This is a genomic window from Klebsiella sp. CN_Kp100 (assembly GCF_040065315.1).
Classification (GTDB): Bacteria; Pseudomonadota; Gammaproteobacteria; order Enterobacterales; family Enterobacteriaceae; genus Klebsiella; species Klebsiella oxytoca.
Genome location: NZ_JBEAIJ010000001.1, coordinates 47,448 through 61,005 on the forward strand (window position 1 = coordinate 47,448; position 13,558 = coordinate 61,005).

Genomic DNA, 13,558 nt, shown 5'->3' on the forward strand with positions numbered 1-13,558 from the left:
GTGAAACAACAGATACAACTACGCCGCCGCGAGGCGGCTGACGGCGTCGATTTACCTGCCGATCTCCCTCCGCTGCTGCAGCGGCTGTACGCCAGCCGCGGCGTGCGTAGCGCGCAGGAGCTGGAACGCGGTGTAAAAGGTATGCTGCCATGGTCGCAGCTGACCGGCGTCGAAAAAGCGGTAGAGATGCTCTACGGCGCATTTAAGCAGGAGCTGCACATTGTGGTGGTCGGCGATTTTGACGCCGACGGCGCTACCAGCACTGCGCTTAGCGTTCTGGCCCTGCGGGGGCTGGGCTACGGCAACGTCTCGTACCTGGTGCCAAACCGTTTTGAGGATGGCTATGGCCTGAGTCCGGAAGTGGTCGATCAGGCTCACGCCCGCGGCGCGCAGATGATAATGACCGTGGATAACGGCATTTCCTCCCACGCCGGCGTCGAGCGCGCCCATGCGCTGGGTATTCCGGTGCTGGTGACCGATCACCATCTGCCGGGGGATACGCTGCCTGCCGCCGAAGCGATTATTAACCCGAACCTGCGGGACTGCGAGTTCCCGTCAAAATCGCTGGCCGGGGTTGGCGTGGCCTTTTATCTGATGCTGGCGCTGCGCACTTTTCTGCGTGATAAAGGTTGGTTTGATGAGCGCGGCATTGCGCCGCCGAATCTGGCGGATTTACTCGATCTGGTGGCGCTTGGCACCGTGGCGGACGTTGTTCCGCTGGATGCCAACAACCGTATTCTGACCTGGCAGGGGCTGAGCCGCATCCGGGCAGGTAAATGCCGTCCGGGCATCAAGGCGCTGCTGGAAATCGCCAACCGCGATCCGCAAAAGCTGGCGGCAAGCGATCTCGGCTTCGCGCTTGGCCCGCGCCTTAATGCGGCAGGGCGGCTGGACGACATGTCCGTCGGCGTGGCGCTGCTGCTGTGCGACAACACCGGCGAAGCGCGGGTGCTGGCCAATGAGCTGGACGCGTTAAACCAGACGCGTAAAGAGATAGAACAGGGGATGCAGGCGGAAGCGCTGACCCTGTGTGAAAAGCTGGAACGCAGCAGCGAGACGCTGCCCGGCGGCCTGGCGATGTACCACCCGCAATGGCATCAGGGCGTCGTCGGCATTCTGGCCTCGCGTATTAAAGAGCGCTTCCATCGCCCGGTTATCGCCTTTGCGCCCACCGGCGACGGTACGCTCAAAGGCTCAGGTCGGTCGATTCAGGGGCTGCATATGCGCGATGCGCTGGAGCGTCTGGATACCCTCTATCCCGGGCTGATTCTGAAATTCGGCGGTCATGCCATGGCGGCGGGTTTGTCGTTAGAAGAGGCGCGTTTTGAGGAGTTTCAGCAGCGTTTCGGCGAACTGGTGACCGAGTGGCTCGATCCTGCGCTACTGCAGGGCGAAGTGGTCTCCGACGGCCCGCTGGCGGCGGCAGAGATGAGCATGGAGGTCGCACAAATGCTGCGCGACGCCGGGCCATGGGGGCAGATGTTCCCTGAGCCGCTGTTCGATGGCCGTTTTCGTCTGCTACAACAGCGTCTGGTCGGCGAGCGTCACCTGAAGGTGATGGTTGAGCCGGTCGGCGGTGGCCCGCTGCTGGACGGTATTGCGTTCAATGTGGATACTTCCATTTGGCCGGATAACGGCGTTCGCGAAGTTCAGCTTGCCTATAAGCTGGATATCAATGAGTTCCGCGGCAACCGCAGCCTGCAGCTGATCATTGACCACCTCTGGCCAAATTGAGAACAGTATATTAATGAGAGCGCGAATCCGGTAGAATTCCGCTCTTATCACCGCATTTTGACGAATCCATTAAAAGAAACCGACCATGTTTGAAATAAATCCGGTAAAAAACCGTATTCAGGACCTCACGGAGCGCTCGGACGTTCTTAGGGGGTATCTTTGACTACGATGCTAAGAAAGAGCGTCTTGAAGAAGTAAACGCCGAGCTCGAGCAGCCTGACGTCTGGAACGAACCAGAACGTGCGCAGGCGCTGGGCAAAGAGCGTTCCTCGCTGGAAGCCATCGTTGATACGCTGGATCAGATGTCTCAGGGACTGGAGGATGTTTCCGGTCTGCTGGAGCTGGCCGTTGAAGCCGACGACGAAGAGACCTTTAACGAAGCCGTTGCTGAGCTTGATGTGCTGGAAGAGAAGCTGGCGCAGCTTGAGTTCCGCCGCATGTTCTCCGGCGAATACGACAGCGCCGATTGCTACCTCGACATCCAGGCCGGTTCCGGCGGTACGGAAGCGCAGGACTGGGCGAGCATGCTGATGCGCATGTATCTGCGCTGGGCCGAAGCGCGCGGCTTCAAGACCGAGATCATCGAAGAGTCTGAAGGCGAAGTGGCGGGCATTAAGTCCGTGACCATCAAGATTATTGGCGACTACGCTTACGGCTGGCTGCGTACCGAAACCGGCGTTCATCGTCTGGTACGTAAGAGCCCGTTCGATTCCGGCGGCCGCCGCCATACCTCTTTCAGCTCCGCGTTCGTTTATCCGGAAGTGGATGACGATATTGATATCGAAATCAACCCGGCGGATCTGCGCATTGACGTTTATCGCGCATCCGGCGCGGGCGGTCAGCACGTTAACCGTACGGAATCCGCGGTGCGTATCACCCATATTCCGACCGGCTTAGTGACCCAGTGCCAGAACGACCGTTCGCAGCACAAGAACAAAGACCAGGCCATGAAGCAGATGAAAGCGAAGCTTTATGAGCTGGAAATGCAGAAGAAAAATGCCGAGAAGCAGGCGATGGAAGATACCAAATCCGACATCGGCTGGGGCAGCCAGATCCGTTCTTACGTGCTGGATGACTCCCGCATTAAAGATCTGCGTACCGGGGTGGAAACCCGCAACACTCAGGCGGTGCTGGACGGCAGCCTGGATCAATTTATCGAAGCAAGTTTGAAAGCAGGGTTATGAGGAACCAACATGTCTGAACAACAAGCACAGGGCGCTGACGCGGCAATTGACCTTAATAATGAACTGAAAGCCCGTCGTGAGAAGCTGGCTGCGCTGCGTGAGCAGGGTATCCCGTTCCCGAATGATTTCCGTCGTGACCACACCTCTGACCAACTGCACGCTGAATTCGATGCCAAAGAAAACGAAGAGCTGGAAGCGCTGAACGTTGAAGTCGCCGTTGCTGGCCGCATGATGACCCGCCGTATCATGGGTAAAGCCTCCTTCGTTACGCTGCAGGACGTTGGCGGCCGCATTCAGCTGTACGTCGCCCGCGACGATCTGGCGGAAGGCGTCTACAACGAGCAGTTCAAAAAATGGGACCTCGGGGACATCATCGCGGCGCGCGGTAAGCTGTTCAAAACCAAGACCGGTGAACTCTCCATCCATTGCACCGAGCTGCGCCTGCTGACCAAAGCCCTGCGCCCGCTGCCGGACAAATTCCACGGCCTGCAGGATCAGGAAGCGCGCTATCGTCAGCGCTACCTGGATCTGATCTCCAACGATGAATCGCGCAACACCTTTAAAGTGCGTTCGCAGATCCTGGCCGGCATTCGTCAGTTCATGGTCGGCCGCGGCTTTATGGAAGTGGAAACCCCGATGATGCAGGTGATCCCCGGTGGCGCTTCCGCCCGTCCGTTCATCACCCATCACAACGCGCTGGATCTGGATATGTACCTGCGCATCGCGCCGGAACTGTACCTGAAGCGTCTGGTGGTTGGCGGCTTCGAGCGCGTGTTCGAAATCAACCGTAACTTCCGTAACGAAGGTATCTCCGTTCGTCATAACCCAGAGTTCACCATGATGGAACTCTATATGGCCTATGCGGACTATAAAGACCTGATCGAGCTGACCGAATCCCTGTTCCGCACCCTGGCGCAGGACGTTCTCGGCCATACCGAAGTGCCTTACGGCGATCAGACCTTTGATTTCGGCAAGCCGTTTGAAAAACTGACGATGCGCGAAGCGATCAAGAAGTACCGTCCGGAAACCGAGATGGCCGATCTGGATAACTTCGATTCTGCAAAAGCCATTGCGGAAAGCATCGGCATTCACGTTGAGAAGAGCTGGGGTCTGGGCCGCATCGTGACCGAGATCTTCGAAGAAGTGGCGGAAGCGCATCTGATTCAGCCAACCTTCATCACCGAATATCCGGCAGAAGTCTCTCCGCTGGCGCGTCGTAACGACGAGAACCCGGAAATCACCGATCGTTTTGAATTCTTCATCGGCGGGCGTGAAATCGGTAACGGCTTTAGCGAGCTGAACGATGCGGAAGACCAGGCGCAGCGTTTCCTCGATCAGGTTAACGCGAAAGCCGCCGGTGACGACGAAGCCATGTTCTATGACGAAGACTACGTCACCGCGCTGGAGCACGGCCTGCCGCCGACCGCGGGCCTCGGTATCGGTATCGACCGTATGGTGATGCTGTTTACCAACAGCCACACTATCCGCGACGTGATCCTGTTCCCGGCGATGCGTCCGGTAAAATAAGTTCTGAACCCTGAATCATTCGAGTTGCATGAAAGCCAACGCACATGCAACCTGAAGTATGGCGGGTAGACTGTAATAAACGAAACCCCAGCGCTGCTGGGGTTTTTTATGCCTGGCGGCTAAAGCTTATTAAGGCATTACGCGCATTATCATCCGCAGCCTGCATGACCATCCACGGGCTAAAAGCCCAGGGCGTCGCGCGAATTGCGCTTAAAACATCCTCAAGATGGCTCCACTGAAAATCCATCACTTCGTCAGGATTTATCCGTAACGCGCTGGCTACTCGTGCCGCATAGACCGGACAGACCTCGTTTTCGACAATGCCATTCGGCGCGACGGCCCGGTAACGGAACCCCGGAAAGACCGGGACGATACGGGTTATCTCGACGCCGAGCTCAAAGCGGCAGCGGCGCTCAACGGCCTGTTCAAAGGTTTCGCCGGTTTGCGGATGCCCGCAGACTGAGTTCGTCCATACGCCTGGCCAGGCTTTTTTGCCCAGCGAGCGGCGCGTGACCAGCAGTTGGCCTTGTTCATTGAACAGCCAGCTGGAAAACGCGAGATGCAGAGGGGTATTGAGGGTGTGGGCGGCATACTTCTCCAGCATACCTGTAGGCTTATCTTGCTCGTCCAGCAAAATGACATGTTCCCCGGCCATGACAACTCCTGAAATAGAAAATGACCCGGCACAAACCCGCCGGGTCATGTACTCAGGCCACTAGGGTAGCCCATAAATGGGACAAAGGCATTACCAAAACAAGCCCTGGCAACATGTTGGCTACCGGAAAGAGCTTAATGTTACAGATACGCAACCCGGTCGCCACCATCAGCAGCCCGCCGGCGCAGGAGAAATCCGCCATCATATCAGGCGAGATCGACGGCAGAATAACCACCGCCAGCATCGCCAGCGCCACCTGAATAATGACCTGCGGGATAGCAATGGTCATCACCGCGTAGCCCAGCAGCGTCGCGAAAATCCCGGCGGTAAATAGATCGAGAATCGTTTTGATATACAGAATTGACGGATCGCCGCTCATGCCTTCGGTCATCGCGCCGAAAATACCGGTGCCGCTGGCGCAAAACAGAACCAGGATGGCGACAAATTTCTCGGTAAACTCTTCATGGCCGAGGCCATTGACCGGCGGCAGCACTTTGTTGATCAAACCGCGGGTGGAACCTGCGGCTTTACCGATGCCCTTTTCCAGATGCAGCAGTTCGCCGAGGATGGCGCCAATCACCATTGCCAGCACGACGGCGGGCATATATTTCACTTTGAGCACCAGCGTAATACCAAGACCAACAGAGCACAGGCCGAAGGTCATCGGCAGCGCCGTTTTGACGCGCTCGGGGAGCTTGCCGCCCGCCGCAGCGCCGATGAGTCCGCCGATAATCACGGCGGCTCCGTTTACATATGGGCCGATTAACATTGAATAATTTCCGGTTAATTAAAACGTAGCTCGCCTTCACCCCAGCGGGGGATGTTGTTGACCTGCAGGTCAAACAGATCGAGCGCGCGATTGACGCTATGGGTAACGATGTCGTCCGCCGTTTGCGGACGCTGGTAAAGCGCCGGGACCGGCGGAAAGATAATTCCGCCCATTTCGGTTACGGCGGCCATATTGCGGATGTGGCCGAGGTTCAGCGGCGTTTCCCGGGCCAGCAGCACCAGGCGGCGACGTTCTTTCAGCACCACGTCTGCCGCGCGGGTGAGCAGGTTGTCGGTCAGGCAGTGGGCGATGGCGCCTAAAGAACGCATTGAACACGGCGCGACCAGCATCCCCAGCGTTTTAAATGAACCGCTGGAGATAGCTGCGCCAAGATTGGCGATGGGATGCACCACGTCGGCCAGCGCCATCACCTCGTCCAGGCGGTAATTCGTCTCCAGCTCGCAGGTTTTTTCCGCGCCTTTAGAGACGACCAGGTGGACTTCAACGGGATGCGGGCGCAGTAGCTCCAGCGCCTTAACGCCGTACTGAAACCCGGATGCGCCGCTGATACCAATGATGATGCGTGCCGTCATGAGGTTCTCCTTTTATTCGAAATCCGGCAGGAAGCGCTTCACGTCCACTTCTTTAAATCTGGAGCGCTGGAAGTTGTGCTTCAGATGGAACGGCACCGTGCAGTCGAATATCGTTTTGCAGGACATTCCCTGCTGCAGGATGCTCGGGCTGTATTCCGGTACCTGCGACGGATCGAGCGGATGGCAGCGAACGCCGGGAATAGTGATTGTATCGACATCGCCCTGGTAGCGGGTTTGCATGGCCCAAAGCACGTCGTCGCTGTCGAAAATATCGACGTCTTCATCAACCAGAATGACGTGCTTCAGTTCCGGGAAGGCTGAGAACGCCAGCAGAGCAGCCTGACGCTGGCGCCCTTCGTCCGCCGGGGAGGATTTTTTGAACTGCAGCACCGCCAGCAGCTTGCCGCCGCCAGCCGAATGGGCAAAGACGTTCAGCAGTTTGCCAGGCATCGCGCGTTCGACCATATCCAGAATGCTGGCTTCGGTCGGGATACCGGCCATATTGACGTGTTCTTCGCCTGGTCCTACGGTGGTGCGCCAGATAGGATTGATACGGTGAGTGACGGCTTTCACTTTGATGACCGGAATCGCCTCTTTAGCTTCGCCGGTATAGCCCGGAAACTCAGGCATCGCGCGGCCGGTATGGGTGTTCTGATCTTCTCGTACGCGCGCGTTGGGCAGCAGTTCGCCTTCAATCACGATCTCAGCGTGGGCGATCGCTTTCTCGTTAATGGTTTTACACTGCGTCATCTCCACCGCTTTGCCGCGCAGCGCGCCGGCGATGCTTAACTCGTTGAAGCCCAGCGGGGTGGTCGGCGGCTCGAAACAGGCGGCAATTTCAATGGCCGGATCGACGCCGATACTGATTGAAATCGGCAGCGGCTGGCCTGCCGCTTCCGCCTTCATGCGAAAAGCATCGATATGGCGGCCGGGCGTTAGCCACATGGAGAGTTCGTCGCGGCTCTGGACGCACAGGCGATGAATGGTGATATCGGACTCATGCGTTTCTGGATCGGAGGCGTAGCACAGGCCCATCGTAATATAGGGGCCGGCGTCTTCTTCGGTATTCGTCGGTGCCGGCAGCAGCTTGCGCAGATCGAAATCGGCATCGCTTGCCAGATGGACCACTTGCTGGCATACCGCTGCGCCCTGGGTCATCACCGGGGCTATTGCGTTTTCTACTGAATCCTTCAGCAGATGCCCCAGTTTAGCCGGTTCACACTGGAGAAAATGGCTGACGCGCTGGCGGGAGCCATTCAGGCCAATCGCCACGCTGATATTTTCAAAACCTTTGATTTTATTGAAGACCATGACCGGGCCATTCTTGCGGGTCGGACGCTGGCAGGTCCCGCCGGCGCCTACGTAACGATAGACGCCGGAGAGTTCGGCGTGCGGGTTGACTTCGGTATTGGTTTCAACATACTCGCCGGGAAGCGTTTTCAGCAGCTCCAGCGCGGAGCGTAAATCATGTACCGATGAGGGTGTTTTGTTATCACTATTTGTCATGGGATATTCCTTCGGAAAAGAAGCTTTGCTCCCGGCACAATATTTTCCCTGGCGCGGATAAACAAATACCGTTTACCGGATGGTCAGTAGATCAAAAAAGTTTATTTTAACAAGGTGTTAAATAATGATTAATTAATATGAGGAGCAACGCTGCGGCTTTTTATTTCTCCGGCTAAGTGTGATACTGGTGATAAATTACACTGCGGATAATGATGATGGATTTAAAGCGCTTACGCTATTTTTGTCGGGTGGTGGAACAAGGTTCGGTGAGCCAGGCGGCGAAGTCGCTGAACATGGCGCAGCCGCCGCTCAGCAAGCGAATTCAGGAGCTGGAAGAGGAGCTTCAGGTATCGCTTTTTGTTCGCCGGGGAAACCGCATTGAGCCTACGGAAGCCGGTTTTTTTCTCTATCGAAAAGCGTGTGAAATATTACGCCAGGTAGAGGATACGGCGCGGGAAACGACGGATATTGCGCACAAAAACAGAACTGAATTGAGAATCGGCTTAACTCATCTCTATCAGAATTATTTTAAAGCATTGCTGATGGAGGTATATCGACGTCATCCCGACACTTCCATAAATATTTCCGTTACTGACTCCAGCCATCTCGAAACGTTATTAACCGAGGGCGCAATTGATTTAGCCTTAATCCAGCGCCCCTACCGTAGCGAAGGCTTTGATTATGTCTCTTTTGACCCGATTAAGCTGGTCGCGGTGATCAATAAAAGCTGCCTGCCGGAGCCGCCGTCTAATCCGTATAGCTACACATCGCTGGCGGCGCTGCCGCTGGTATTACTTCATAGAGCAAAAGATTCAGGGACTTACGAGATGCTAATGGAGCTGTTTCGTAAGTCCGGGGTCAACGCGAAGGTGATTATGCACATTACGCAGCCGGGCGTAATTCTCGACTGGCTGGAGTCCGGACTGCAGGCTGCGACGCTGCTACCTTCTTCTGAAGTGGATGCTGATAAGCTTAACCAGTGCTACGTGGTCGATGTTTTCCCCTCGCCGCAAATATTCTACCCGGCGCTGGTAAAATTGCCGTCTATGCCTTATCTGCCCGCGTTGATGGATATTATTACGCATGGCTATCCGTTTAATACTTCTGTATGAAGGGTAGCGATTGGGGATTGCCTTAGGGACTGGTATGATAATCGCCTCTGGTTGAGAGGTGAATGTACGTGTTAAGCGCAGGACGCCTGATGAGAAAACGCTTTGTTATTGCAATAATGTTGCTGAGCAGCCTGATCGTCGCGGGGTGTTCCAGCTCATCCGATTCCGGGTCCACCTACACCGTGAAGCGCGGCGATACGCTGTACGCTATTTCACGTTCCACTGGCACCAGCGTCAGGGATCTCGCCCGTCTCAATAATATTTCACCTCCCTATACCATCGAGGTTGGGCAAAAGCTGAAGCTGAACAGTGGTTCAGGGGCCACGGCGAAGGCGGGGGCATCCGGCAAGAAATCCTCCGCGAAGCGCACCGCTGCCGTGACGCCATCTTCGGCGGTGCCGCAATCCTCCTGGCCGCCGGTCGGGCAACGCTGCTGGCGCTGGCCGACCAGCGGCAAAGTTATACTGCCGTACTCCACCAGCGATGGCGGCAATAAAGGTATCGATATTGCCGGTAAGCGCGGCCAGCCGGTGTATGCGGCAGGGGCGGGCAAAGTGGTGTACGTGGGTAACCAGCTGCGCGGCTACGGCAACCTGATTATGATTAAACATAATGAGGACTATATCAGCGCCTATGCACACAACGACAAGCTGATGGTGAATAACGGCCAGAGCGTGAAGATCGGCCAGCAGATTGCCACCATGGGCAGCTCGGATGCGGATTCCGTGCGCCTGCACTTCCAGATTCGCTACCGGGCGACGGCGATCGACCCGCTGCGCTATTTGCCGCCGCAGGGCAGTAAGCCTAAGTGCTAAAAGGTTATTTTATCGACAGTTAGCCTGTTATGGGCTTGTCAGCGGGTGCGTAAGGTCTATAATGACCCTCGCACCTCCTCGCGGGCGTAGTTCAATGGTAGAACGAGAGCTTCCCAAGCTCTATACGAGGGTTCGATTCCCTTCGCCCGCTCCAGACTCAAGTCTCCTGAAGTCCACTCAACTCAATTTTCCCTTGATAAATCAGCAGTTATAGCATTCTATTAGTCTATTGAACTCAATTGTACTCCCCCAGGGTCAAGCTCAATGTGGGGGTATGGATGGGGGTATAATTGTACCCCCTGCTGAGAGGTACCCCAATGAAGCTGACTGCTCGTCAGGTTGAAACTGCTAAACCCAAAGAGAACCCCTGGAAACTGGCCGATAGCGTTGGTTTTTAAGGAAATCGCCGATGCTCAAAGAAAATTTCAACGAACTGCAAATCTTTCTTGTAGTAGCAAGGGAGCGAAGTTTCACCAAAGCGGCGGGTAAACTGGGCGTTTCTCAGTCTGCACTCAGCCACGCGATGAAGGCCCTGGAGGAAAGGCTGAATATACGCCTTCTGACCCGTACGACCCGAAGCGTTGCCCCTACAGAAGCCGGTGAGAGAATTATTGCCTGCCTTGAACCGCGTATTGCCGATCTCGAGCAGGAGCTGGAATCGCTGGTTCAACTGAACGGCACCGCCTCTGGCAATATCCGTTTATCTGCCGGGGAGCATGCTGCGCGAAGTCTGGTATGGCCGAAGCTAAAACCCTTCCTCAGGGAATATCCGGAAATCAATGTTGAACTGGTGGTTGATAACGGCTTTGTCGATATTGTTGAGGGGCGTTTTGACGCCGGGATCCGCCTGGGCGAAAGCGTGGATAAGGACATGATTGCGGTAAGAATTGGGCCGGATATGAGAATGGCTGTGGTAGGAGCGCCGTTTTATTTCGCTGCAAATCCTGCACCTGAAACGCCGCACGAGCTGCAAAATCATCGGTGTATCAATATGCGCCTGCCGACAGCCGGTGGGCTTTACCACTGGGAGTTTGAGAAGGAAGGGAAACCGCTACGGGTCAGAGTGGAAGGGCAGGTCACGTTTAATCTGCAGGCAGAAAGGATTGATGCGGCGTTATCTGGTTTTGGCATTGCCTGCATACCTGAAGACAGGGTGCAGGATTATATAAAGTCAGGAGAGCTTATTCAGGTTCTGCAGGACTGGTGCCCATCTTTCCCCGGATACTATCTTTACTACCCGAGCCGTAAGCAGCATCCGCCCGCTTTTGCGCTGATGATCGATGCACTTCGCTATGTGGAATAATGGGTCCGATATTTACTGCGGACCCGTCTAAGAATCAACTACCTGCATAGGATATTTGCAAGGGGAGCTTACAGATATTGACTCAGCAGTGCCTCAAGACTGTTCTGGTCCACGGCAAACAGGCGAATACCTTCGGCGAGCTTTTCCACTGCCATCGCATCCTGATTATGAGCCCAGTAGAACTCAGCCTCGGTCATCGCTGTGGGCTTCGCCTGGATTTCACCTTCATACGTCAGCGGCATTGGTACCGCCCCCTGAGTTTGCTGCAACTGCGCCAGCAACGCCGGGGAAACGGTCAGACGATCGCATCCGTTAAGCGCCAGCACCTGTTCCGGCGTACGGAAACTGGCCCCCATCACCACGGTGCGGTAGCCGTGCATTTTATAAAAGCGATAGATCTTCTGCACTGATTCGACACCCGGATCGTTCTCGACGGTGAAGGTGGTATCAGGGTTGTTTTTCTTGTACCAGTCGTAGATACGGCCCACAAACGGGGAAATCAGGAAAACATTGGCATCGGCACAGGCTCTGGCCTGGGCAAAGGAGAACAGTAGCGTGAGGTTACACTGGATACCCTCTTTTTCCAGCGTTTCTGCGGCACGGATCCCTTGCCAGGTGGCAGCAAGCTTAATCAAAACCCGATCTTTACCAATACTTTTCTCTTCATACAGTGCAATAATTTCCCGCGCTTTAGCAATACTGGCCTGGGTATCAAACGAGAGGCGAGCATCCACTTCAGTTGAAATACGACCCGGAACGTTTTTCAGGATCAGCACCCCGATACTCACCGCCAGGTAATCGGCAATATCCGCAGGCTGTACCGGCTTTCCATTCTGGCGGGACTTCACCGCCGCGACGGCATCTTTCACCAGTTTCTGGTATTGCGGAAGCTGCGCCGCTTTATAAATAAGCGAAGGGTTGGTGGTCGCATCTTCAGGCTGGTAAGCCATAATGCTGTCAATATCCCCGCTGTCGGCAACAATTGTGGTTCGCTGCTTTAGTTGTTCAAGCTGATTCATGGCATAAACCTGTATTTCATAATTGGGCAGCAAATAGCAAGGAGGGGCCAGAGCCCGCTCCTTATTGCTAAGCTGGATAGGTGGTTATTTTGCCTGCGCGACGCGGGTGGTCAGGCCTGGCATATTGAAGCACTCTGCTTCGTTCTGGATCATATCTTTAATTTTATTAACCACATAACGCTCGGGTTCGACACCAAACGACTTCAGATTAGCAAACATGGTCTGCATCTCTTTGACTACCGCTGGTTTTTCGTAGTTGTAGTGGCCGCTGAGTTCGAGAATCTCTTTCAACAATTCCGGCTCGTTAAAGATCTGTTCCTCGGACTTATTTTTGTGCTCATCGGTCATCCATTTTTCCCATTTGTGGCTCAGCACGCACTCGCGGGTCAGGACGGTTTTTAAATCAGATGCTGACTTGATAAAGCCTTTCGCTGCCAGATCTTTCTCGACTTCCGCCAGCTTCAGATAAGCGCGGGTTTCAATGGTGCCGTAGGCTGGGGCGACGTTCATTGCCGTGATGCCCAGACCTGGATGTTTCAACAGGATCTCATCCGGAAGATAGTCACCATTATGCTCTTTCAGACCGACGCCGTGACGGGTGCTGATAGCCGAAAGCTCTGCGGACTGCTTATCATTAAAATGGCCAACGTTTTTGGTCAGGCGGGTCAGGGTTCCGGTCTGACCAACGATAAACAGCGGCTGCGGTAGCGATTCGGCAGCAAGACGCTTATTCAGCTCGATAATAAACCCTTCATAGGCGCTTACGTCGGTCAGGCCGCCATTGGTCTCTTCAGTTCCGACTTCATAGAAGAACTCCTTCAGGTTATTTGCCTTACGGTACTCTTCGCAGAAGCGGATCAGCTCAACGGTACGACTCAGCACCAGTTCGATATCAATGACTTTACCGACGACATACGGGTCTTTTGTCGGGTCGATATGCAACAGGTCGAAACCGGCGTCCATATCTACCTGATAAGAGCGGCGCGCCAGCGCCATCGCTTCGGCTTCCGGAATATGGTCTTTACGTTCTTTATCACGCTGCCATGGGCCACCATGGTCACGACAGAGGAAGTAATCACCGTCGAAGCCGACTTTTTCCGCCATCGCTTTCAGGTCGGCGGCAAAGCGAAATTGATCCCAGTTGTTAACGTAACCCGCGCCAAACTCATCTGCATCAACCTGGTTGCGGCTGGCAATAAACATCAGCGGCAGGTCTTTTTCTTTACCCAGCTCAAAACAGGCCTGAATTAATGCCGGAGACATGGGGCCAATTCCCAGCATTGTTGATTTTCCACCGTTAACAATATAATCGACGTACTGTTTCATTGTGTTTTTCATGAT

General features: G+C 55.0%; 12 protein-coding genes, 1 tRNA gene and 1 pseudogene. 8 read left to right on the plus strand and 6 right to left on the minus strand.

Annotated elements, in window-relative coordinates:
- The 3 genes from recJ (at position 1) to lysS (ending at position 4,445) form a co-directional block, all read left to right on the plus strand.
- Complete coding sequence (gene recJ, locus ABLV12_RS00245; RefSeq protein WP_024274698.1) at positions 1 to 1,734, plus strand: single-stranded-DNA-specific exonuclease RecJ; 1,734 nt, start codon at positions 1 to 3, stop codon at positions 1,732 to 1,734.
- Between the two features lie 85 nt (positions 1,735 to 1,819).
- A protein-coding gene (gene prfB, locus ABLV12_RS00250; protein WP_097365639.1) for a peptide chain release factor 2 occupies positions 1,820 to 2,918 on the plus strand; the annotation gives its coding sequence in 2 pieces (ribosomal slippage) (positions 1,820 to 1,894 and positions 1,896 to 2,918; 1,098 coding nt in all).
- A 9-nt stretch (positions 2,919 to 2,927) separates the two neighbouring features.
- A complete protein-coding gene (lysS, locus tag ABLV12_RS00255; RefSeq protein ID WP_004105551.1) occupies positions 2,928 to 4,445 on the plus strand; it encodes a lysine--tRNA ligase in 1,518 nt (505 codons plus the stop codon).
- 106 nt (positions 4,446 to 4,551) lie between these two features.
- Here the strand turns inward: lysS and idi are convergent, their stop codons facing one another.
- Genes idi through ABLV12_RS00275 form a run of 4 tightly spaced genes read right to left on the minus strand, consistent with a single transcriptional unit; the run spans position 4,552 to position 7,968 of the window.
- Positions 4,552 to 5,100 carry an isopentenyl-diphosphate Delta-isomerase gene (idi, locus tag ABLV12_RS00260; RefSeq protein WP_004105550.1) on the minus strand — a complete coding sequence of 183 codons (549 nt, stop codon included), beginning with the start codon at positions 5,098 to 5,100 and terminating at the stop codon, positions 4,552 to 4,554.
- A 52-nt stretch (positions 5,101 to 5,152) separates the two neighbouring features.
- Positions 5,153 to 5,869 (minus strand): DUF554 domain-containing protein, encoded by a 717-nt coding sequence (locus tag ABLV12_RS00265; protein ID WP_004105549.1) that lies wholly within the window; start codon positions 5,867 to 5,869, stop codon positions 5,153 to 5,155.
- A 14-nt stretch (positions 5,870 to 5,883) separates the two neighbouring features.
- Positions 5,884 to 6,462: a UbiX family flavin prenyltransferase gene (locus ABLV12_RS00270; protein WP_049591568.1), complete on the minus strand. Its 579-nt coding sequence runs from the start codon at positions 6,460 to 6,462 to the stop codon at positions 5,884 to 5,886.
- 12 nt (positions 6,463 to 6,474) lie between these two features.
- Positions 6,475 to 7,968, minus strand: coding sequence for a UbiD family decarboxylase (locus tag ABLV12_RS00275; RefSeq protein WP_064397256.1), 1,494 nt, complete (start codon positions 7,966 to 7,968; stop codon positions 6,475 to 6,477).
- Positions 7,969 to 8,183: 215 nt separating this feature from the next.
- Here ABLV12_RS00275 and ABLV12_RS00280 point away from each other — a divergent pair, with 215 nt between their 5' ends.
- From ABLV12_RS00280 to ABLV12_RS00300, 5 genes and pseudogenes are all read left to right on the plus strand, one after another.
- Positions 8,184 to 9,080, plus strand: a complete 897-nt coding sequence (locus tag ABLV12_RS00280; RefSeq protein ID WP_016809684.1) for a LysR family transcriptional regulator — start codon at positions 8,184 to 8,186, stop codon at positions 9,078 to 9,080.
- 89 nt (positions 9,081 to 9,169) lie between these two features.
- The gene (gene actS, locus ABLV12_RS00285; RefSeq protein WP_004105542.1) at positions 9,170 to 9,895 is read left to right on the plus strand and encodes an amidase activator ActS; all 726 of its coding nucleotides are present in this window, start codon (positions 9,170 to 9,172) and stop codon (positions 9,893 to 9,895) included.
- A gap of 80 nt (positions 9,896 to 9,975) precedes the next feature.
- A tRNA-Gly gene (locus tag ABLV12_RS00290) sits at positions 9,976 to 10,049 on the plus strand.
- 163 nt (positions 10,050 to 10,212) lie between these two features.
- Positions 10,213 to 10,278: pseudogene (locus ABLV12_RS00295) on the plus strand (DUF4102 domain-containing protein); the annotation flags it as partial.
- A gap of 26 nt (positions 10,279 to 10,304) precedes the next feature.
- The gene (locus ABLV12_RS00300) at positions 10,305 to 11,198 is read left to right on the plus strand and encodes a LysR family transcriptional regulator (protein ID WP_335269744.1); all 894 of its coding nucleotides are present in this window, start codon (positions 10,305 to 10,307) and stop codon (positions 11,196 to 11,198) included.
- 68 nt (positions 11,199 to 11,266) lie between these two features.
- Here the strand turns inward: ABLV12_RS00300 and tal are convergent, their stop codons facing one another.
- Both tal and ABLV12_RS00310 read right to left on the minus strand, forming a co-directional pair.
- Positions 11,267 to 12,217 carry a transaldolase gene (gene tal, locus ABLV12_RS00305; RefSeq protein WP_064397413.1) on the minus strand — a complete coding sequence of 317 codons (951 nt, stop codon included), beginning with the start codon at positions 12,215 to 12,217 and terminating at the stop codon, positions 11,267 to 11,269.
- Between the two features lie 84 nt (positions 12,218 to 12,301).
- Positions 12,302 to 13,555, minus strand: a complete 1,254-nt coding sequence (locus ABLV12_RS00310; protein ID WP_001515338.1) for a class II D-tagatose-bisphosphate aldolase, non-catalytic subunit — start codon at positions 13,553 to 13,555, stop codon at positions 12,302 to 12,304.
- Between the last annotated feature and the right edge of the window lie 3 nt (positions 13,556 to 13,558).